Origin of the sequence: Mameliella sp. CS4 (assembly GCF_019392335.1) — a bacterium.
Classification (GTDB): Bacteria; Pseudomonadota; Alphaproteobacteria; order Rhodobacterales; family Rhodobacteraceae; genus Antarctobacter.
In genome coordinates this window covers 33,227-53,649 of sequence record NZ_JAHXRQ010000018.1, presented here as the reverse complement: position 1 = coordinate 53,649, position 20,423 = coordinate 33,227, and the positions used below count along the sequence as shown (strand labels likewise).

Genomic DNA, 20,423 nt, shown 5'->3' with positions numbered 1-20,423 from the left:
GTCCGGCGGCATGGGTAAGCCAGCCGCGCAGGAATATCCACAGGGGATCACCAATGTCCGAGTCTCAGCCCAATGCCGCCTTCACGCCGCGCGTCTTTTCGGGCATCCAGCCTTCGGGCAACCTGCACCTGGGCAACTACCTGGGCGCGCTGAAACGCTTTGCGGACAGCCAGACGGCGGGGATCCAGTCTATCTTTTGCATGGTCGACATGCATGCAATCACCGTCTGGCAGGACCCCGAAGCGCTGCGCCGCCAGACACGCGAACTGACCGCAGGCTTCATCGCCTCCGGCGTCGATCCGGAACAATCCATCCTCTTCAACCAGAGCCAGGTCACCGAACATGCCCAACTGGCCTGGATCTTCAACTGTGTCGCCCGAATGGGCTGGATGCAGCGCATGACGCAATGGAAGGACAAGGCCGGCAAGAACCAACAGAACGCCTCGCTGGGACTCCTCGCCTATCCCGCGCTGATGGCGGCGGACATCCTTGTCTACCACGCCACCCATGTGCCGGTGGGCGAGGACCAGAAACAGCACCTGGAACTGACCCGCGACATCGCCATCAAGTTCAACAACGACTTCGGCGTCGATTTCTTCCCGATCACCGAACCGGTGATCGAAGGCACCGCCACCCGCGTCATGAGCCTGCGCGACGGCACCAAGAAGATGTCAAAATCCGATCCCTCGGACATGAGCCGGATCAACCTGACCGATGACGCCGATGCCATCGCGCAGAAGATCCGCAAGGCCAAGACCGACCCCGAGCCGCTGCCTGAAAGCGTCGAGGGGCTGGAAGACCGCCCCGAGGCGCGCAACTTGGTGAACATCTACGCCGCCCTCGCCGATCTCTCGGTCGAACAGGTCATCGCCGAACACGGCGGCCAGCAGTTCGGCACGTTCAAACCCTCGCTGGCGGACCTGGCGGTGGCCAAGCTGGAGCCGATCTCGTCCGAGATGAAGCGCCTGACCGCCGACCCGGCCCAGATCGACACGATCCTGCGGCGCGGCTCGGAGCGCGCCCGCGAGATCGCCGCCCCGATCATGGAGAAGACCTACGAAATCGTGGGCATGGTGCGTTAAGTCTTTCGCCGCGCATCGGTGGGTCCACCCTGCCCGATGCGCAGCGACACCGTCGGGTTAACGCCACCTTACCCGTTTGTACAAAATGCCGGTTTCCACGTACGTTTTGTACAAAATGTACGGATCGTCCGGTGACGCGGGCCGAGTCAGTTCGATCCGGCCCGCGCCGGATCGGCGCTGCGCACCCAGTCCCTCGCGGCCTCAAGGTCTTCCATCCCGAAGGTCCGTATCTTGGTCGAGATCAGCGCCCCCGCGGCCTTCACCACCGGGCTGATCCAGCCCATGTCCGACACCACCGCGACATGGGTGATGTAGCGGATATTGCGAATGTCGAACTTGAGCCCCGGCACCAGGATTGACGGATCGAAGGTCGGGAAATGTTCGACAACTTCGATCATGCGCACCGTGCCGTTGCGGTCTATGAAGTCCTGAAGCTTGTGCACCAGCGGCTCATAAACCTCGCGGCTGATGTGCCCTTTTACATGAAATTCAACGACTTTTGTCGCGTCGTCCTCGTGGTAGTCGATGGTCATCTCTCGACCCTCCCCGGACTCAGGATGATCCCCGAAGAGACGCTCGGCAATGCCTCATGTCAGCATGGGGACAGAGCCGCCGAATCTTGCCGAATGGCGACATCATCGAGGCAGCCGTCGATTTCTCTGACGCGTTGGTCCGTCCCCCTGGGCGCCCCTATTGCTGCCCCTGCCCCGCCGCGATCCGTGCCGCCAGTCGCAGTGCATGGCTGGGATCCGTCGCCGCGACGGGCAGCACCGGGTCATAGGCCGCGCGGATCACCTGGGCCAGGTCGGGCCGCAGGATCACCCGACCGCCCTCGACCTGCGCCAGCGGAGAGCGGTCGGCAAAGGCCCGATCCGACCACAGCAGGATCGTCTGCACCACCTGGCTCAGCGCCAGCGTCTCTGCCGGGACCTTGGTCAATTCGCCATCCATCCGCAGGAAGACAAAACAGGCTTTGATGCCGCCATCGGCATCAAAGCGGAACACGCGATACTGGTTCGCCTCCGCAGCCTGCAGGCGGTCGACCAGCGGGGCCAGTCCTTCGATCAGGCGATCAAGGTCCGGCACCTCCAGCAATTCGGCCCAGTCGCGGAAGAAAAAGACCATGACATTGGCCCCAAGCTCGGGGTCCGTCTCTGCCATCTGGTGCCCGGCCAGGGTGCAGACCGCCTCGAAGGCGCCCTTGACCACCTGCAGCGTATCATCCTCGACTCCAAAGACGATCGGCGCCAGGGGACGCCCCCAGCGCGCGCAGAGATAGCTGCCGTCAGACCGCGTAAAGAGCGAGGCGATCTCTTCGGGGGTCATTTCCTGGGTCATGCCGGCTGTCCTCTTCACGTCCTGGAATAGCACTGCGCCGCGACCTGCCTCAAAACGGCCCGAAAGGCAAACCACCGCTGCAAGGTCGGGTTTACCCGACCCCCGCGCAGCTTGGCCGCCTATGCCCGCGCCCCCATGTCGGAAGGACAGCAGAGGAGAGACCCCATGCACAGTCGACGCACCATGCTCAGCCTGGTAAGCGCCTTCGTCTTTGCCGCCGCCACGCCCGCGCTTGCCGCCTGCAACGGCAACGACGCGGGCCGCATAGCCCTTGCGTCGGGCGACCGGACGGAAACCGTCGCCCTTGCCGATGCCAGCCCCTCTTTCACGCAAAGCGGCCAACCGACAATCAACCTGGCGCTCTGCGCGGACAGCGCGCCCGTCCTGGCCAGCATGACCAAAGAGGCCGTCGGCCAGCAGATCGCACTGACACTGGACGGAGAGCCGGTCTGGAACGCGGTGGTGGCACAACCGATCCTTGGCGGCGCCTTGCAGGTCACTGGCGGCTTTACCGCGGACGAGGTCCAGGACCTGGCCACCCGCCTGCGCGCGGCGGCGGGTCTGGTGGACTGATATCAGCCTTCGAAAAGATCGCTCTGCCCCGGCGGCACCGGGGCTGCGAGGCCCAGGTGTTTCCACGCCTTCTGTGCCAGCATCCGCCCGCGTGGCGTCCGGCTGATGAGCCCTTGTTGCAGAAGATAGGGTTCCACCACTTCCTCCAGCGCGTCCCGGCTTTCCGACAGCGCGGCAGAGAGCGTCTCGATCCCCACCGGGCCGCCGCTATAGTTCTCGGCCATCAGCAGCAGGTAACGCCGGTCCGCCCCGTCCAGGCCCAGGCTGTCGACCCCCAGCCGGGTCAGCGCATTGTCCGCCAAGGCGCGGCTGACCACGCCACCGCCCTCGACCACGGCGAAATCCACCACCCGCCGCAACAGCCGTCCGGCGATCCGGGGTGTGCCGCGTGACCGGCGCGCGATTTCCAGCGCGCCATCGCCCTCCATCCGCACGCCCAGCTTGCGCGCGTTGCCCGTGACGATGGTTTCAAGCTCGGGGATGGTGTAGAAATTCAGCCGCGTCGGGATGCCGAACCGGTCGCGCAGGGGCGTTGTCAACAGGCCCAGCCGCGTCGTCGCGCCGACGAGCGTAAAGGGCTGCAACTCGATCCGCACGGTGCGCGCTGCCGGTCCCTCGCCGATGACGAGGTCCAGCTCGTAGTCTTCCATCGCCGGATAGAGCACCTCTTCGACGGCGGCATTCATCCGGTGGATCTCGTCGATGAACAGCACGTCGTTGCGTTCGAGGTTGGTCAGGATCGCCGCAAGGTCGCCCGCCTTGGCCAGAACCGGGCCGGAGGTCATACGGAACCCGACCCCCAGTTCCCGCGCCATGATCTGTGCCAGTGTCGTCTTGCCGAGGCCCGGAGGACCGTGGAACAGCGTGTGGTCCATCGCCTCGCCACGGCTGCGCGCGCTCTGGATGAAGACGCGCAGGTTGGCGCGCGCCTCGGCCTGGCCGATGAAATCCTCCAGCATCTGAGGACGAAGCGCGCGGTCGCGGTCCTCGGGCAAGGGATCGGGGCGCAGGGTGGGGTCGGGGTCGCTCATGTATTCAACCCAAATTGTCGCGTATGGAGTCGTGCCATCCATGTATGTTCAAGCGCGATGACGTCTTCTGGGGGCATGTCCGGGGAAACCCTCTCAAGAATGGAGAACCGGAAATCGGACGTGTCGCGTCGAGCCAATTCGACGGTGACTCCCACCTCGCTGGCACAATGTTGCTGCCAGCGCCCAAGGATGTTCTCCGCTCCGTATGCGCAGCCGACATACCGCTCACCGTCGCTTTCGTCGACGATCAGATAGACACCGCGCCACTCGCGCAAGCGCGCGGCCCAGTCGCCCGGCAGGAACCGGACGTCCGAGGATGTCAGGCACAGGCTTCGCCAACCCGGAAACGGGGGGGCGTATCGCGAAACGCGCTCAATCGCGATGACTTCTGCATCCAACCTGTCGGCCAACCTCATGTAGGTCCGTCCAGCAGGGGTTTCGATGCGCAACCGCCCGGCCAGATCCGCCAGATCCGGCAAGGGTTGCAGATCGAACCAAGGGTGCGTTTCGTTTTCATCATCCCACCACAGATCCATGCCGAAATCCCGGTGAAGCTCCTGAATGTTCGGATCGGCGCCAATCTCGGCATAGGGGCGCGCACCACGAAACACCGCGTTGTAACACCCCACAAAGACCATCTCTCCGGGTTCCATTTCCGCGAAGGAAAGCAGCCTAGGTCGCCTGTGGAGAGTCGCAGTGGCGGTTCTGTTGTGAAACGATTGATAGGTTTCAAAGAGTTCACGGCGGTTGCTGACCAGATGGGCCAATGCTCGTCGCAACCGGAGTTCTGCGGGTCGGTGCAGAACCACAGACATCTCATTCGCCGAAATGTCGCGCGCCTTTAATATCTCGGCCAAGCGCATCCCCTACCCCTTCGGCGCCAGCAGCTTCAACGCCGCGCGGATCAGGCCGGCGGTCTCCGCCTCCGGCTCGGCTCCGGCGGCCTCGGCCACGGCACCTGCGGCCTCGGAGGGGCCGTAACCCAGGTTGCCCAGCGCCGAAAGCGCCTCGGCCTGTGCGCTGGACCGGCGCGGGGGGGCCTTGCGGGGGGCATCGGGGGCCACAGACGTCTCGATCACCTCGGCAGGGGCTGCATGCGGCTCGGCGCTGGTGGGTTCGCTGACGCCCATCGCCATGATGGCAGGCGCCTTGTCCTTCAGCTCGTTCACGACGCGCTGCGCCGTCTTGGGGCCGATCCCCCTGGCCGCCTTGATCGCCGTCCAGTCGCCCAGCGCCAGCGCACGGCTGACCCCGTCCGGACCAAGCGCGCCCAGGATCGCCAGCGCCGCCTTGGCGCCCACGCCCTGCACCGACAGCAACAGGCGGAACCATTCCTTTTCCACCAGCGTCGGAAAGCCGAACAGCTGTAACAGGTCCTCGCGCACCAGAAGATCGGTATAAAGCGCCGCGGCCTCGCCCGCGCCGGGCAGGCCCGCGCGCACGCGGTCGCTGCAATAGACAACATAACCGACGCCCTGGACGTCGATCAGCACATGATCCTCGCCGTGGTAGACGATCCGTCCCGCGATGCGCCCGATCATGCGCGCACCTTCATGCGCCGGGCGCCCATGTGATGCGCATGGCAGATCGCCACCGCCAAGGCATCCGCCGCGTCCGGTCCCGCCGGATTGGCGCCGGGGAGTTGCAGGTTCACCATGTGCTCCACCTGGTGTTTCTCGGCATGGCCGACACCGACCACCGTCTTCTTGACCGAGTTCGGCGCGTACTCCCCGATCGGCAGGCCGAACTGCGCCGGAACCAACAGGGCGATCGCCCGCGCCTGCCCCAGTTTCAGCGTGCCGGCCCCGTCGCGGTTGACGAAGGTGTGTTCCACAGCCGCCTCGTCGGGCAACATCCGATTGAAAACATCGGTCAGCAATTCGTGCAGGGCGAGCAGGCGTTCGGCCAATTCCTTGCCTCCGGGCTTGCACAACCCGTTCGCGACATGCCTGAGTCGGCTGCCCTCGACCTCGATCACACCCCATCCAAGGGTCCGAAGCCCCGGATCAATGCCCAAAATTCGCATGGATGCCCGCCCGTGTTGTTTTTCAGACACGGCTAGCACGAAAGGCGAACAAAAGCCAAGGTTAATGCGGCGAGGGCCATTTGCGACACCGGCTGTCCCAACCCCGACACGTTGCGTTTGATTGCGGCAGAGAGCTGCCGGAAAACGACCTCGGATAGAGCGGATTTTTGCTTGTTTTTCAGTAGGGTTAACCGCGGCATATGCCATGCAGAAATCGCATGTGACCCATGCAGAAAATGCGCCTTGTTGCAGCAGATTGCCCAAACTATGTGCGGTTTCAGAACGAACACACACCCCCCTTCCCAAGGAGACCAGCGATGGCCGCATTCGACACAAACCGCCCCTTCGCCGCGTCGGGCTCCGCAGCCCAGATCGGCAACATCTTCACTTCGGCATTCGGTGCGACCCGCGCCCAACGTCCGTCGGATTCCGCCGCAGGAATCGGCAGCTTCATCACCGCTGTCTTTAACGCGTTCTCCGCATGGAACGACGCACGCTTGACCCGCAACAGCCTGTCGGCCCTGACCGACCGCGAGCTGGAAGATATCGGTCTGCACCGCGGCGACATCGACAACGTTGCACGCCGTTTCTGAAGACCACGCGCGCTGACGGCCGACCGGGATGATCGGCCTGACGGGCAACGCCACTCACGGCATAGGGGAAACCCGCGCTTCATCGGAAGCGCGGGTTTTTTCTTGTCTCTCGATACCTTGGGTTGTTCAGCCCATGACCGGCGTGAGGAAACCAGACAGCACGCGGGTCACGGGATCGACCTGCAGGATCCACGCCCCGGCCTTTTCATAGAAAACGCCCTGTGACAGCCGTTCGACGTGTCCGGTGTAAATCGGGTCGCCCAGCCAGGCCAGGGCGACCACCTTGAACAGCATCACCGCCACCACCAGGCGCAGGAACAGGTGCAGGCCGAAACCGCTCATCCTGCTCTGGGGGACCTGTTCGATCACGCCGTTGCGGTTCATCCGGGTCATATACCCCTGTGACATCCGGATGTGCTTGCGCCGCAGCGCTTGTTCACGCTTGTGAAAGCTCCTCTGAGCGTCGTCCATGGCAGCCTCATTTCAACCGGCCCCCACCGGATAAGGCAATTTTTAGCCAAACTTTATGGCAAGATTGGGGCAATTGGATTCAATTTAGCCTCGATTGCCCCAGTTAACCCTTTGTTTACTGGTTTTTCCGAAGCGTCAGCGTCACCCACTCACCGATCACATCGCGGCGCAATTGCGGCATCCCGTGGGCAGTGTAGACCTCGACGACCTCGTCGGCCTGCCAGGTCAGAATACCCGAAAGGATAGCATACCCGCCCGGGGCCAGATGCTTTTCCATGTCGGGCGCCAGGTCGATCAGCGGCTGTTTCAGGATGTTCGCAAAGACAAGGTCATAGGGCGCACGGTCGTGCAACTCGCGGCTGTCAAATCCGGCGGCCACGACACAGGTGACCTTGTTGGCCAGATCGTTGGCCCGCACGTTGGCCTCTGCCACTTCCACGGCAACCTCGTCGATGTCCGAGGCGATCACCGGATCGGGCCAGATTCGCGCAGCCCCCATCGCCAGAACGGCGGTACCACAGCCGATATCGGCAACGTTGCGCCCCTGGAATCCTTCTGTCGCCAGCCGGTCCAGCGCCTCGAGACAGCCCTGTGTGGTGCCGTGGTGCCCGGTGCCAAAGGCCATCGCCGCCTCGATCAGCAGCGGCTCTGCACCGTCGGGGATCTTGTCCGCGTCATGGCTGCCATAGACGAAAAAGCGCCCGGCCTCGACCGGCGTCAATTCGCGCCGGACCTTGTCGACCCAGTCGGTGTCCGGCACCTCGGAAATGACAAAGCTATTGGCGTCATAGGCCGCGGCCAGCAGGGCAAGCTCGATCTCGTTCGGGGCCTCGGTGAAATAGCCGCCCACCTCCCAGGTGCCAGTGCCGTCCTCGATCTCGAAGACGCCGATGCCCGTGGGCTCGGGGTCAAGCTCCTCGAGCGCGAGGCCCAGGGCCTCGGCCTTGTCCTTGTCGGCAAGCTTGGTGAAGGCGGTCCAGGTCTTGGGCATGTGGGTGATCCATTGATGGAAAAAAGCGCATTCGCTGTGGCACGAAAGCCCGACCGCCGCAAGCCGCGCCGCGTTTGACGTGCTTCCGTCACGCAGCCGTGCTAGGGGCGGTTGACCCAAGGCCAAAACACCATGCCCGCCGCAATTCTCGTCCTTTTCTACCTTGCCCTGACCTGCGCACCGCTGGCGCTGTCCGCGTTGCAGGGACTTCCCCCGCGCCCCTTGCGGGACGAACTGGCCTCTGGCGTGGCCCTGGCCGGGCTTGCGATCCTGCTGGTGGAATTCGCCCTGTCCGGGCGGTTCCGCGTGATCTCGGGGCGGATCGGCATGGATGTGACCATGCGCCTGCACCAGTTGCTGGCCCGCGCCGCCTCGGCCCTGATCCTGCTGCACCCGTTTCTTTATTCCGGACCGCAAAGCCTGCGGCCCGGCCTGACACCGCCCGGCTCCGCCCCGTTGAACTTCGACTGGCCCGGACTTTGGCCCGGGATCGTCGCCTGGCTGTTGCTGGGCGCCGTGATGGTCATGGCGCTGGGGCGTGACGCGTTATACCGGCACGAGGTCTGGCGCGCATTGCACGGGATCATGGCGCTGGTCATGGCGGGGCTTGGCGTCCTGCATGCCACCCGCGCCGGACGGTACAGCGGTGACCCTGTCCTCTGGGGTTTTTGGTGGGTCCTGTTTGCCATTGCCGTGCTCTCTCTGGCCTGGGTCTACGCGGTCAAGCCGCTGATGAAGGCGCGGCGCCCCTGGCGGGTCAGCAGCGTGACCCGGCTGGCAGACCGGACATGGGAGCTGTGCCTTGACCCCGAGGGCCACAAGGGCCTGCGATATCGCCCCGGGCATTTCGCCTGGATCAGCATCGGCGAGCCCGCCGTCTCGCTGGACGAAAACCCGTTTTCCATCGCTTCCGCCCCGGCCGAAGGCGGCAGGCTGCGCTTTGTCATCAAGGAACTGGGCGACTTCACCAACCGGCTGGGTCAGGTCACACCCGGCACCCGAGCCTGGGTCGATGCCCCCTTTGGCTCACTGACCTTGCAGCGGCATGACAAGGCCGGCGGCGTCGCATTGATTGCCGGCGGTGTGGGCATCGCCCCGATGCTGTCCCACCTGCGTCAGCTGGATGCCGACAAGGACCCGCGCCCGCGCGTGCTGTTCTATGCCAACCGGGCCGAAGACCAGATCGCCTGCCGCGAGGAACTGGACCAGCGCACGCAAACCGGTCCGCTGCGCGTGGTCCACCTGCTGTCCGACCCGCCAAAGGGCTGGACCGGTGAAACCGGATTTCTGACGCCCGACGTGCTGACCCGGCATCTGGATGCGGAGGCCCTGAAAACCTGGGTCTTTGTCCTCTGCGGTCCGCCCCCCATGCTGCATGCGGTCGAGAACGCGCTACTGGCGCTTGGCGTGTCCCCCCGCAACATCCTGCTGGAGCAGTTCAGCTATGACTAGCCGTGGACGCATTGCGCGCGCCTTCTGGGTGCTGACCCTCGTGATCGTGCTGGCGGTCCTGGCCTTCGCCCTGCGCGGCCAGTTCTAGCGGCGGCGCCAGCGGTTCGGGTCACGCAGGGCGCGGCGCTCGCGCAGGTTCACCCGCGGCAAGGGTCCCTCACCGATCCCCGCAACGTAGCGCCAGCCGAGGACCCCCGCCACAACACCCATGAACGCGCCCACCAGCGCCTGCGCATAGATCACGCCCTGCGCGGCGTATATGCCCGACAGCCAGAGCGCCACGGGCCACATCAGAACGGCCTCGCGCAGCCAGCTGAGCACCGAGGCCCAGAGCGGCCGCGCCAGAGTGTTGAACGCCGCGTTCGAGACGAACAGCATTCCGCCGAGCGTGAAGGACAGCGCCCCGAAATGGGTAAAGGCCCATAAGACCTCGGCGGCGTCCCCCTCCAGCCCAAAACCCCGTGCGATAATTCCGGTCAGCGCCATCAGGATCAGCCAGACGCCCGCCGCGTAGGCCAGGCAGAACAGCGCCGCGTCGCGGTAGGTCTGGCGCAGGCGGTCGAACTGCCGTGCACCAAAGTTCTGTCCAAAAATGCCCCCGATGGCGCCGGCCAGCGAAAACAACCCGCCAAAGGCCACCACCGTCAGCCGGTTGATGACAGCCCAGGCCGCCACGGCGGTATCGCCATACACGGCGATGAACCCGGTCAGCAGGAAGTTTCCGAAGGGTGTGGCCATCTGGGTGATGATCGCGGGCAGCGCCACGCGCAGCAGGCCCGGCCCATGCCGGAACATCAGGGCGGGCCGGGGCACAGCCAGCAACCGATGCCGATGCGCCGCGAACCAGAGCGCCAGCCCGGCCATGATGCCGCGAAAGATCCAGACGCTCAGCGCCGCGCCATCCAGCCCCCAGCCAAGGACGTAGATCAGCAGCGGGTCCAGCCCCAGCATGATGATGCCGCCCCCCATCGTGACCATCATCGCCGGCCGCGCCAGCCCATCGGCCCGCAGCACCGCGCTGCCGCAGAGCCCCACGGCCATCACCGCCAGTGAGGGCATGGACAGCGCGACATAGCGCGCCGCCAGCTCCAATGCCTGACCTTCGGCCCCCGCACTGCTCAGCAGATCATGCCGGAACAGAACCACGGCCCCGGCTGTCACGGCCTGCACCAGGAAACACAGCAGCATTCCCGCTGCCCCCTGTTCGCGCGCGATGGCCCGCTCGCCCCGCCCGATGCTGCGGGACACCAGCGCCGTGGTGGCGATCATCAGGCCGACGCCGATGGAGACGGTAAAGAACTGGACGGCAAAGGCATAGCCGATGGCCGCCATCAGGATCGGTTCGCCCAGTTGCGACAACCAAAAGAGGTTGGCCGCGTCGACGACAAAGACAAAGGTGATGCCCGCCGCGCCGGTCAGCGTCATCCGGACGACGTGGCCCAGGGTCGACCCTGTGAGGAAACGTCCCCCGGTCCCGGTTGCCTCTTCGGCCACGCCTATTCCGCCGGGGCCGCGACAACCCCGCTAAAGACGGTCTCATTGCCCGGTTCGGGGTGGCGCGGGATCATCAGTGCCAGCGCCAGGCTGGTCAGTGCCATGCCCGCCGCGAGGCCAAAGACGGACCCCGGCGAGGTATCCCAGAGATAGCCCAGCGTCGCCGGCAGAAAGACCGCCGCGATATGGTTGATGGTAAAGGCCACGGCGGCGGTGGGCGCCATGTCCCCCGGGTCGGCGATTTTCTGGAAATAGGTCTTCAGCGCGAAGGCAAAGCCGAAAAAGATGTGATCGATCACATAGAGCGTCGCGGCCAGAACCACGCCCCAGCCGAACCAGAACAGCCCGCCGTAGGCCAGGAACACCAGCGTCAGCCCGATGTATTCAAAGGTCAGCGCGTTGCGTTCGCCGAACCGCGCCACCACCTGGCCAAAGATCGGCGTCGCCACCATGCTCAGGACCAGCGTCACGAGGTAGAGCGAGGTGATCTCGTGCACATCATAGCCAAAGCGTTCGACCATCATGAAGGCCGCGAAGACGACAAAGATCTGCCGCCGCGCGCCCGACATGAACTGCAGCGCATAGTACAGCCAGTAGCGGCGGCGCAGGACGAATGTCTTGACCTGTGGGTTGGGGCTTTCGAATTGCGGAAAGGCAAAGGCGCACCAGGCGGTGATCCCCAGCGTCAGCACCCCGGCGACGACATAAACAACGCTGTACGGCAGATCATAGGTCCGCCACGTCACGACGATGCAGGCATAGGCGACAAAGGTCGCGGCCGACCCCACGGCCACCAGCCAGCCCAGCATCTGCGGCGCCCGGTCCTTGGGCAGCCACTGTAATTGCAGGCTCTGGTTCACCGTCTCGTAATAGTGAAAGCCGATGGAACTCAGCAAGGTCACGAAAAGCAGCCCGCCGAGGCTGGGAAACATCGCCGTGATCGCCGTTGCCACGCCCAACAGCGCCAGCGACACCAGCGCCAGCACCTGTTCCCGCACCACCAGCAGAACAAGGATCACCCCGATGGCGAGAAAGCCGGGGATCTCGCGCACCGTGTGCAGCCAGCCGATGTGCTTGCCTTCGAAATTAGCCACCTCGATGACGAAATTGTTGAGCAGGGCCGACCAGGTGGCAAAGGACAGCGGCATGGCAATCGCCATGAGCGCCAGCAGGGCAATCGGGCGCCGCCAGACCGGAAGGTGGCGCGCTTCTGAAAGAGGAACCGGGGTCATGGTTTTGCTTTACGCCGCCACTCTTGGCTTGGCGAGTCCCGGTTCGGTGCACAAATGCACATTCCAGCCGCCGCCTCGGGCGCAGGTCCCGAAAGCAGCGGCCGGGGCGCGGGTCTCAGAGCGCCTGCGCCTCTGAAAACCGGTATTCCACCTCCGCGAAACGATCCTTGGCAAAGACATAGAGGAACCGCAGCCCCTCTGCCCCGGCCACGGTGTCATGTTCCGCATCCTCGGGGATATACAGCGCGGTGCCCGGCGTCAGTTCATGCGGCACGCCGTCGATGGTCACGATGCCCGAGCCTTCGAGGCCGAAATAGATCTCGGCGGGGCTGTGGCGATGCGGCAGCAGGGTTCCGGAGGGGCCGAACTCCGCCACACCCATCACCATGCCGGAGGTCGAGGTCTTGTCGGCCGAAAACAGCGTCCGCCAGCGCACCGTGCCAAAGGCCGGATCCTCGCCGCCTTCCAGCGGTGCGTGGTCGGCGTTCGCGATAACCGGCAGCTTGGCCACCGCCATCATCATCTCGTTGGCGAATTCCATGTCGAAGTCCATGACGCCTCTCCTTTTGCGCACGGGGTGTTCCAAAGAGCATGCCCGAATCGCCCCCTGCGCCTCTGTCCCGGCTGCGACTGGGTTTTGTCGCCACGGGGAGGCCGGTTTGCGACAGGGCTGTCGCCTGTGGACAACTTGCCCCATCGGCACCTCCGCTGCGCGACATGCAATCTTCATGATCTGTATCAAGGCAACTCCGGCCCGTTCCGGTGCATCACACGGCCCAGCACGCGCGAGGAGGCACCGACATGGATATCGTTCCCCTGATCGACCGGATCGGAGAAAACCCGACGGCGGCGCTCTTTGGCCTGATCACTGGCGTGATCTTCGGCGTGGCGGCGCAGCGGTCCCGGTTCTGCCTGCGGGCCGCCACGGTCGAATTCGCCCGTGGCATGATGCAGGACAAGGTGGCGGTCTGGCTGCTGACCTTTTCCACCGCCGTGGTCTGGGTACAGGGCGCGCAGATCCTGGGCCTGCTCGACACGTCAGAGGCGCGCATGATGGCGGTGCCGGGCAGCTGGTCCGGCGCGGTCATCGGTGGCCTGCTCTTTGGGGCGGGCATGGTGCTGGCGCGGGGCTGTTCCGGCAGGTTGCTGGTTCTGGCCGCGACGGGCAACCTGCGGTCCGTGGTGTCCGGGCTGATCTTTGCCGTGGTGGCGCAGATGTCCCTGACCGGCTGGCTCGCCCCCCTGCGCGACCGGTTGGCCGCGCTATGGGTCACCTCCGGAGGGCGGAACATGGACCTGCTGGCCGCGTTGCACCTGCCGCGCGAGGCCGGGCTTGTGATCGGGCTTGCCATCGCGCTCTTGGCGCTGGAGCTCAGCCGCCGCAACCGGATCGGCTTTTCCCGACTGGTCTTCGCCTCCGGCGTGGGGTTTGCCGCCGCCGTGGGCTATGGGCTGACTCATGCGTTGAGCCAGGTCGCCTTCGAGCCGGTCCAGATCGAAAGCCTGACCTTCACCGGGCCTTCCGCCAACACGCTGATGTTCTTCCTCGACCACAATTCGGTGCTGGAATTCGACATCGGGCTGGTGCCCGGGGTCGTTCTGGGCTCCTTCCTCGCCGCCCTTGTCAGCAAGGAGCTGAAGTTCCAGGGGTTCGAAGGTCCGTCGCCGATGCGCAACGCGATGATCGGCGCGGTGATGATGGGGTTCGGCGGAATGCTGGCGGGCGGCTGCGCCATCGGCGCGGGCGTCTCGGGCGGGTCGATCTTTGCCGGGACCGCCTGGCTGGCGCTGTTCTGCATGTGGGTCGGCGGGATGAGCATGGACGTCATCCTGGGCGGGCGCGGCCAACCGGCGCATGTGTGAGACCGCACCCGGCGTCCCGGCGTCGTCGGGACGCAATATCGACGACACGCCAACAGCAGGGTTCTGGAGCAGCTGAGTAACGCCGCGCATCGACGATGCGCGCGGCGGCCTTCGGCCTCGTTCAACGCAACCACTTCGCACCAACATGCCTTCCTTCCGAAAGAAGGCTCGTCAGTCACAGCCCGACCGAACGCATCAGGTCGTTTACATCGCCCGAACCGTATCGATCATAAGCTGTACGTTCTCCGGGTCCGCATCCGGCGTGATCCCGTGGCCCAGATTGAAGATATGCGGCCCCTTGCGGAAGGCTTCGACCACGCGCCGCGTCTCATCCACCAGCGCCTGGCCGCCCGTCACCATGTGCGACGAGGCAAGGTTGCCCTGCACGCAGCCCGAAACCTGCACATGCTCCGCCGCCCATTCCGGCGTCACACTGTCATCGATGGCCACGCAGTCCGCGCCTGTCGCCTTATGGAAACCCACGTATTTGTCCCCCGCCTGGCGTGGAAAGGCGATGACGGGCAGCCCCGGGAAACGGCTTTTCAGCTCTTGCGTGATGGTCCGCGCGGGCGCGGTGCAGTAGCGGTCGAAATCCTCTCCCTGCAAAGACCCGGCCCAACTGTCGAAGATCTTGACCACTTCGGCCCCGGCTTTCACCTGCTCCGAGAGGTAGTCGATGGTGGCCTCGGTCAACCGGTCGATGATCTTCTCGAACAGCGCGCGGTTCTCGGCCTTCAGCGCATGGGCTGGTCCCTGGTCCTTGGTGCCCTTCCCGGCGATCATGTAGGTCGCGACGGTCCAGGGCGCGCCCGCGAAACCGATCAGCGTGGTGTCCGAGGGCAGCGCGGTCGAGAGGTTGCGCACCGTCTGGTAGATCGGGTGCAACGTGTCGTGGATCATCTCGCCCCGGCCCAGCGCGTCGAACTCAGGCTCGCTGGTGATGGTCGACAGGCGCGGCCCCTCGCCGGTGACGAACCACAGGTCCATGCCCAGCGCCTGCGGCAACAGCAGGATGTCCGCGAAAAGGATTGCCGCGTCGAACCCGTAGCGCCGGATCGGCTGCAGCGTCACCTCTGTCGCAAGATCGGGATTGTAGCAGAGCGACAGGAAATCCCCGGCCTCGGCCCGCGTCGCCTTGTATTCCGGCAGGTAACGCCCGGCCTGCCGCATCATCCAGATCGGCGGCGTCGGCAGGGTCTCGCCCGCAAGGGCACGCAGGATCGTCTTGGTCATCGCTCTCGCTCCTCCAGGTCCGGGGGCCTTGGTCCGACGCAGGCCCGCCGGTGTCAAGCCGCCTTGACGGACCGGGCGCGCGTGACGCATCCCCGCAGCCGCAAATCCCGTTTCCTTTCTTGCCGCACCGCGCTAACCCTTGACCCATGACCGATCTGCCCACGCCCCAATCCCCGCTGAAACTCGGCACCCGCGGTTCGCCGCTCGCGCTGGCCCAGGCGCATGAGACGCAGCGTCGTCTGGCCGCCGCCTTCGACCTGCCGCAGGACGCCTTTGAAATCGTTGTCATCAAGACCACCGGCGACGACCGCAGCCTGATCGACGCCGACCGCCCGCTGAAAGAGATCGGCAACAAGGGCCTTTTCACCAAGGAAATCGAAGAGGCGATGCTGGCGGGCACCATCGACCTGGCCGTGCATTCGATGAAGGACATGCCCACCGAACAGCCCGAGGGGCTGGTGCTGGACTGTTACCTGCCGCGCGAGGACGTGCGCGACGCCTTCATCTGCCCCGAGTTCGCCTCGATCCACGATCTGCCGGAGGGCGCGGTCGTCGGCACCTCGTCGCTGCGGCGCCGGGCGCAGTTGCTGCACCGCCGCCCCGACCTGGCCGTGGTCGAGTTCCGCGGCAACCTGCAGACACGTCTGAAAAAGCTGCATGACGGTGTGGCCCGGGCCACGTTCCTGGCCTGCGCAGGGCTGAATCGCCTAGGCATGGCCGAGGTGCCCCAGACCGCCGTCGCGCCCGAAGACATGCTGCCCGCGGTGGCGCAGGGCGCCATCGGCATCGAACGGCGCAGCGACGACACCCGCGCGCGCGACATGCTGGCCGCCATCCACGACGCGACAACGGCCCTGCGGCTGAACGCCGAACGCGCCTTCCTGGCCGCGCTCGACGGGTCCTGCGAGACGCCCATCGCCGCGCTGGCGGAACTGGACGGCGATACCCTGCGCCTGCGCGGTGAAATCCTGAAAACCGACGGGTCCGAGTCCCATGCAGGCGAGATCACCGGCCCTATTGCCCAAGGGGCCGAACTTGGCCGCAGCCTGGCGGCGGACCTGCTGTCGCGGGCCGGCGAGGGGTTCTTCGACCACAAGGCCTGAAAGGCGGTCAGAACGTCTCCCTCAGGCGAGTGTAGTCCTCCTGCAAGGCAGAGGAAACCGGCACGTCCAGCGGGTTGAACTCGATTATGGAAATCAACGCCTGAACCGCGGTTCCGGCTTTCGGGTTCAGGTTCCAGCAGTGCAGGTGAAACCTGTCATTGCGAATGTCCGACCCGTCCAACACCATGACATCGCGCATCTCGGCGCAGGCAAGGAACCCGTCCGGCACCTCGGCGGGCGATAAAAAGCCGTAGCGCAGACGATCATGATCGCCGCCGGACTCGGCGGCCTCCGCGCGGCGGGCATCGATCTTCTCGATCTCGGATTCCATGATCAGGCGAAGCGACGTCCGGTCCAGTTCCCGCAAACCGGCAACGACCGATTGTTCCAGCCTGACCTCCTGGTAACTGACCAGAAACCGCCGCGACCTTCCCTCTGCCGTCCGGTAGTCGCAGGACCAGCTTCCCTCGCCGTCTTCATCCAGAACACAGCCCGCCGGGGTCGTCAGGCCAAGCGGCATATCCCCTGCCTCGACAGGCACGCCCAATGACAGACCCAACAGGATACCGAAAGCCAGCTTCCCAAGGCCGTCCAACATGTCACGCCCCTCCCCGATCCGCTCATGTCCGACAACCCTACCCCGGTTTCGGTGCCCGCGTGTTGAGCCGGATCAAACCCCTTTCGGTCTGTTGACCCCGGGCCCCTCTCATCACCGTGATGGGGCTCACCCCAAAACTGTGCTACAATTTGACGCATCAACGCGTTCGACCGGCCTGCCCGTCGCCGCGCGGCGGGGCCTCCGGTTGGCGTGACAATCGCCAAGAGGAGAGGACTCATGCCTCAGACCATCGGAAATCCCGGAACCTGGCTGGCCAGTGCCTTCGGGCTGGCCGGGCGACACGCGGCGGACTCCGCGCAGACCCTCGGCAGCGAAGACAGCACTCCGCCCCGCACCCGGCACCTGACCAATCAGGACCTGCGAGACGCCTTGTCGGTCGGTTGGCGCGATTTCCAGCAATGCCGAACCGATGTGATGTTCCTTGTGCTGCTCTACCCGGTCATCGGCATCGTACTGGCGCTTGCCGCGCTCAACATGGACCTCGTCCCGCTGATCTTTCCCCTGATCGCCGGGTTTGCCCTGCTGGGGCCGGTTACCGCGGTGGGCGTCTATGAAATCAGCCGCCGCCGCGAACAGGGCGAAGAGATCGGCTGGCTCGGCGCACTCAAGGTGGTGGAAAGCCCGCGCTTCGCCTCGATCCTGGTGATGGGGATCTACCTTGCGGTGATCTTCTGCCTCTGGCTGGTGGTGGCCGGACACCTCTACGGCGCGACACTCGGACCGGAGGCACCGGTCTCCATCGGCGCCTTCCTCGGCGACCTCGCCAGCGGTCCGGGGCTGGTGATGATCGTGCTGGGTTGCGCGATCGGCGGGGTCTTTGCCCTGGCCGTCCTGGCCACCAGCGTGGTGTCCTTCCCGCTCCTGTTGGACCGGGCGGTGGGCCTGCCGGTGGCGGTGCTGACCTCGGTGCGTGTCACGCGGGAAAACCCCCGCGTGATCCTGACCTGGGGCGCCATCGTCACGGTGGGCCTGGTTCTGGGCAGCATTCCCGCCCTCATCGGACTGGTCATCGTCCTGCCCGTGCTGGGACACGCGACCTGGCATCTCTATCGCCGCGCCGTCGCCTGAACGCACCGGGGCGCGAACCAGCGCCGCGCCCCAGTTTCTTTGGGCCCAAAATACCTCCGGGGGTGAATTGGCCAGCGGCCAAGAGGGGGCAGCGCCCCCTTACCCGGCCACCTTCAACACGATCTTGCCGATGTGGCCCGAGCTTTCCATGCGCGCATGCGCTTGGGCGGCCTGGTCCATCGGGAACTCGCTGTCCATCACCGGAGCGACCTTGCCCGCGTCCAGCAGCGGCCAGACCTTTTCCCGCAAGCTGTCGGCGATTCGCGCCTTGGCCAGGTCGCTTTGCGGGCGCAGGGTGCTGCCGGTGATCGTCAGGCGCCGCACCATGACCAGCGCAAAGTTCAGCTCGACCTTGGGACCTTGCAGAAAGGCGATCTGCACCAGCCGCCCGTCCTCGGCCAGCGCCTTGACGTCGCGCGGCAGGTAGTCGCCCCCCACCATGTCGAGGATCAGGTTCGCGCCGCCCTCTTCCTTCATCACCGCCACGAAATCCTCGTCGCGGTAGTTGATCGCCCGGTCCGCGCCCAGATCGGTACAGGCCTTGCACTTGGCGTCAGAGCCTGCCGTGGCAAAGACCCGCGCGCCAAAGTGATGGGCCAACTGGATCGCCGTCGTGCCGATGCCGCTGGACCCGCCGTGGACCAGAAAACGCTCACCGGCCTGCAATCCGCCACGTTGAAAGACGTTGGACCAGACGGTGAAGAAGGTTTCCGGCAGGCAGGCCGCTTCTTTCATCCCCATGCCCTGCGGCACCGGCAGACAATGGGCGGCGGGCGTGGCGACATATTCCGCGTAACCGCCCCCGGGCAGCAGCGCGCAAACCTTGTCGCCGAGCGAGACGGAATCAACCCCTGCGCCCAGTGCCACCACCTCGCCAGAGGCTTCCAGCCCCGGCAGGTCCGAGGCGCCGGGAGGCGGCGCGTAGCTGCCCGCACGCTGCAGCGCATCGGGGCGGTTGACCCCGGCATAGGCAACCTTGATGACCACCTGCCCTGCCGCCGGTTGCGGCATCGGGCGTGTCGTCGGTTTCAGCACCTCTGGCCCGCCCGGCTCTGTGATCTCGATCGCGCGCATGGTTTCGGTCATGGTTCAACCTCCCTGTTTGCGGATTTGGTAGCAAGCAGGGCCGGGGCGGCAAAGCGGTTTCCCGGGCCACCCCCTGCGCCGATTGCGCGCGGCAGGCCCTCGGGTCAGCGGGGAACGGTATGCCCCCCCGGCACGTCGGAGCCTTCCCCGGAAGGCGCCTGCACCCGGTCCAGGATCTTTGCCGGGCCAGCCATCAACCCGCTCAGGAACCGGTTGCCGCGCACCTGCGCCTTGGCCTTTTCAAAGCGCATCACGTCCTCGATCCGGCGATCCAGGAAGGCCCATGTCGCCTCGCTGCCCAGCGAATCGTCGCCCAGCCAGTAAAGCACGGTCGAGGAATAGACCCCCGAAAGCGTCGCGCGCTTGGTGTACCAGTTGAAATCGCGCGAGGTGTCCCCCAGCGCCGTCCAGATCGCGTCCGCGGTGCCCCAGATCAGCCGGGCGCCATCGGGCGCATAGATCGGCAAGGCGAACAGGGTCGTTCCGCGCCGCACCGCCTCGCGGTCCTCGGCGGCCTCGATCCGGGCGCGCACGGCAAAGGCGACCCGGTCGCGAAAGCGCATCTCGTCCAGGTCGGCCTCTTCGATCCGGCGCAGCATTTCGGCATCGCCGCACTTGTGATAAGCGACGGCCAGGTCCACCGCGCCGCGCGGAAACAGGCCGCGGCCCACCACCGGGTCCACCCCGGCGTCGGAAACCGCCGCGCGAAAGCTCGTTTCGGACCAGCCGTCGAAGGGCACGTGCATCAAGGCGGCGTCCAGAATCTTGTCTGCTGTGTCGGGCATGGAACGGGTTCCTCTCGTTGCGGCATCACTCTAGACAACTAGGCCAGTGGTTGCTATACGGCCACCTCCTGCAATTCTCCTTGCAACTCAAATCTAGAAAGGTGGTGACAACCACATGCAGGTCAGTGTTCGCGACAACAATGTCGATCAGGCGCTCCGCGCCCTGAAGAAAAAGCTGCAGCGCGAAGGCGTTTTCCGCGAAATGAAGCTTCGGCAGCATTTCGAGAAACCCTCCGAGAAGAAAGCCCGTGAAAAGGCCGAGGCGATTCGCCGCGCCCGCAAGCTGGCGCGCAAAAAGGCCCAGCGCGAAGGGCTGCTGTAAGCGACCGAACGCAATTTGAGACACGAACCCCTGCGGCCCGCTCGCGGGGGTTTTTCTTTTT

The 20,423-nt window shown here is 65.3% G+C and carries 23 protein-coding genes; 8 read left to right on the top strand and 15 right to left on the bottom strand.

The features are described 5' to 3' along the window. Positions 1–53: 53 nt before the first annotated feature. Positions 54–1,082, top strand: a complete 1,029-nt coding sequence (trpS, locus tag KZZ07_RS19075) for a tryptophan--tRNA ligase (RefSeq protein WP_219516470.1) — start codon at positions 54–56, stop codon at positions 1,080–1,082. 146 nt (positions 1,083–1,228) lie between these two features. Here trpS and KZZ07_RS19070 read toward each other — a convergent pair whose 3' ends face one another. Beyond that, the gene (locus KZZ07_RS19070) at positions 1,229–1,615 is read right to left on the bottom strand and encodes a SpoIIAA family protein (RefSeq protein ID WP_219516469.1); all 387 of its coding nucleotides are present in this window, start codon (positions 1,613–1,615) and stop codon (positions 1,229–1,231) included. A 157-nt stretch (positions 1,616–1,772) separates the two neighbouring features. Next, positions 1,773–2,408, bottom strand: a complete 636-nt coding sequence (locus KZZ07_RS19065) for a hypothetical protein (protein WP_219516543.1) — start codon at positions 2,406–2,408, stop codon at positions 1,773–1,775. Positions 2,409–2,585: 177 nt separating this feature from the next. Here KZZ07_RS19065 and KZZ07_RS19060 point away from each other — a divergent pair, with 177 nt between their 5' ends. Beyond that, a complete protein-coding gene (locus KZZ07_RS19060; protein WP_219516468.1) occupies positions 2,586–2,993 on the top strand; it encodes a SecDF P1 head subdomain-containing protein in 408 nt (135 codons plus the stop codon). Between the two features lie 2 nt (positions 2,994–2,995). Here KZZ07_RS19060 and ruvB read toward each other — a convergent pair whose 3' ends face one another. The 4 genes from ruvB to ruvC are packed head-to-tail and all read right to left on the bottom strand — an operon-like array spanning position 2,996 to position 6,050. Then, positions 2,996–4,024 carry a Holliday junction branch migration DNA helicase RuvB gene (gene ruvB, locus KZZ07_RS19055; RefSeq protein WP_219516467.1) on the bottom strand — a complete coding sequence of 343 codons (1,029 nt, stop codon included), beginning with the start codon at positions 4,022–4,024 and terminating at the stop codon, positions 2,996–2,998. Next, on the bottom strand, positions 4,021–4,881 hold the full coding sequence (locus KZZ07_RS19050) for a GIY-YIG nuclease family protein (RefSeq protein WP_219516466.1): 861 nt from the start codon (positions 4,879–4,881) through the stop codon (positions 4,021–4,023). Before KZZ07_RS19050 ends, ruvB begins: the two co-directional genes overlap by 4 nt. Positions 4,882–4,890: 9 nt before the next feature. Continuing rightward, positions 4,891–5,565, bottom strand: coding sequence for a Holliday junction branch migration protein RuvA (gene ruvA / locus KZZ07_RS19045; RefSeq protein WP_219516465.1), 675 nt, complete (start codon positions 5,563–5,565; stop codon positions 4,891–4,893). Beyond that, on the bottom strand, positions 5,562–6,050 hold the full coding sequence (gene ruvC, locus KZZ07_RS19040) for a crossover junction endodeoxyribonuclease RuvC (protein WP_219516464.1): 489 nt from the start codon (positions 6,048–6,050) through the stop codon (positions 5,562–5,564). The genes ruvA and ruvC overlap by 4 nt, the downstream gene beginning before the upstream one ends. A 317-nt stretch (positions 6,051–6,367) precedes the next feature. On the opposite strand from ruvC, the gene KZZ07_RS19035 reads away from it, so the two are divergent. After that, positions 6,368–6,643: a DUF1127 domain-containing protein gene (locus KZZ07_RS19035; protein ID WP_219516463.1), complete on the top strand. Its 276-nt coding sequence runs from the start codon at positions 6,368–6,370 to the stop codon at positions 6,641–6,643. Positions 6,644–6,769: 126 nt separating this feature from the next. Here KZZ07_RS19035 and KZZ07_RS19030 read toward each other — a convergent pair whose 3' ends face one another. Both KZZ07_RS19030 and KZZ07_RS19025 read right to left on the bottom strand, forming a co-directional pair. Next, on the bottom strand, positions 6,770–7,114 hold the full coding sequence (locus KZZ07_RS19030) for a hypothetical protein (protein WP_219516461.1): 345 nt from the start codon (positions 7,112–7,114) through the stop codon (positions 6,770–6,772). A 115-nt stretch (positions 7,115–7,229) separates the two neighbouring features. After that, positions 7,230–8,105 (bottom strand): 50S ribosomal protein L11 methyltransferase, encoded by an 876-nt coding sequence (locus tag KZZ07_RS19025; protein WP_219516460.1) that lies wholly within the window; start codon positions 8,103–8,105, stop codon positions 7,230–7,232. Positions 8,106–8,237: 132 nt separating this feature from the next. Here KZZ07_RS19025 and KZZ07_RS19020 point away from each other — a divergent pair, with 132 nt between their 5' ends. Then, entirely contained in the window at positions 8,238–9,557 is a 1,320-nt protein-coding gene (locus tag KZZ07_RS19020) for a ferredoxin reductase family protein (RefSeq protein ID WP_219516459.1), read from the top strand. An 84-nt stretch (positions 9,558–9,641) separates the two neighbouring features. On the opposite strand, the gene KZZ07_RS19015 is transcribed toward KZZ07_RS19020, so the two are convergent. From KZZ07_RS19015 to KZZ07_RS19005, 3 genes are all read right to left on the bottom strand, one after another. Continuing rightward, complete coding sequence (locus KZZ07_RS19015) at positions 9,642–11,051, bottom strand: MATE family efflux transporter (protein ID WP_370631205.1); 1,410 nt, start codon at positions 11,049–11,051, stop codon at positions 9,642–9,644. 2 nt (positions 11,052–11,053) lie between these two features. Then, positions 11,054–12,283, bottom strand: coding sequence for an MFS transporter (locus tag KZZ07_RS19010; protein ID WP_219516458.1), 1,230 nt, complete (start codon positions 12,281–12,283; stop codon positions 11,054–11,056). Positions 12,284–12,398: 115 nt separating this feature from the next. Further along, on the bottom strand, positions 12,399–12,836 hold the full coding sequence (locus tag KZZ07_RS19005; RefSeq protein WP_219516457.1) for a cupin domain-containing protein: 438 nt from the start codon (positions 12,834–12,836) through the stop codon (positions 12,399–12,401). Positions 12,837–13,084: 248 nt separating this feature from the next. On the opposite strand from KZZ07_RS19005, the gene KZZ07_RS19000 reads away from it, so the two are divergent. Further along, positions 13,085–14,146, top strand: a complete 1,062-nt coding sequence (locus tag KZZ07_RS19000; RefSeq protein ID WP_219516456.1) for a YeeE/YedE family protein — start codon at positions 13,085–13,087, stop codon at positions 14,144–14,146. A 204-nt stretch (positions 14,147–14,350) separates the two neighbouring features. Here the strand turns inward: KZZ07_RS19000 and hemE are convergent, their stop codons facing one another. Further along, positions 14,351–15,379: a uroporphyrinogen decarboxylase gene (gene hemE / locus KZZ07_RS18995; RefSeq protein ID WP_219516455.1), complete on the bottom strand. Its 1,029-nt coding sequence runs from the start codon at positions 15,377–15,379 to the stop codon at positions 14,351–14,353. A 146-nt stretch (positions 15,380–15,525) separates the two neighbouring features. On the opposite strand from hemE, the gene hemC reads away from it, so the two are divergent. Then, positions 15,526–16,482, top strand: a complete 957-nt coding sequence (gene hemC / locus KZZ07_RS18990; protein WP_219516454.1) for a hydroxymethylbilane synthase — start codon at positions 15,526–15,528, stop codon at positions 16,480–16,482. A 7-nt stretch (positions 16,483–16,489) separates the two neighbouring features. Here the strand turns inward: hemC and KZZ07_RS18985 are convergent, their stop codons facing one another. Beyond that, complete coding sequence (locus tag KZZ07_RS18985) at positions 16,490–17,080, bottom strand: hypothetical protein (protein ID WP_219516453.1); 591 nt, start codon at positions 17,078–17,080, stop codon at positions 16,490–16,492. A 237-nt stretch (positions 17,081–17,317) separates the two neighbouring features. Between KZZ07_RS18985 and KZZ07_RS18980 the strand changes: the two genes are divergently transcribed. Next, a complete protein-coding gene (locus KZZ07_RS18980) occupies positions 17,318–18,169 on the top strand; it encodes a DUF2189 domain-containing protein (protein ID WP_219516451.1) in 852 nt (283 codons plus the stop codon). A 99-nt stretch (positions 18,170–18,268) separates the two neighbouring features. Here KZZ07_RS18980 and KZZ07_RS18975 read toward each other — a convergent pair whose 3' ends face one another. Together KZZ07_RS18975 and KZZ07_RS18970 are read right to left on the bottom strand one after the other, a co-directional pair. Next, positions 18,269–19,255 (bottom strand): NAD(P)H-quinone oxidoreductase, encoded by a 987-nt coding sequence (locus KZZ07_RS18975; RefSeq protein ID WP_219516449.1) that lies wholly within the window; start codon positions 19,253–19,255, stop codon positions 18,269–18,271. Positions 19,256–19,359: 104 nt separating this feature from the next. Further along, the gene (locus KZZ07_RS18970) at positions 19,360–20,040 is read right to left on the bottom strand and encodes a COQ9 family protein (RefSeq protein WP_219516447.1); all 681 of its coding nucleotides are present in this window, start codon (positions 20,038–20,040) and stop codon (positions 19,360–19,362) included. A 115-nt stretch (positions 20,041–20,155) separates the two neighbouring features. On the opposite strand from KZZ07_RS18970, the gene rpsU reads away from it, so the two are divergent. Continuing rightward, entirely contained in the window at positions 20,156–20,362 is a 207-nt protein-coding gene (rpsU, locus tag KZZ07_RS18965) for a 30S ribosomal protein S21 (protein ID WP_007818122.1), read from the top strand. Positions 20,363–20,423 lie beyond the last annotated feature (61 nt).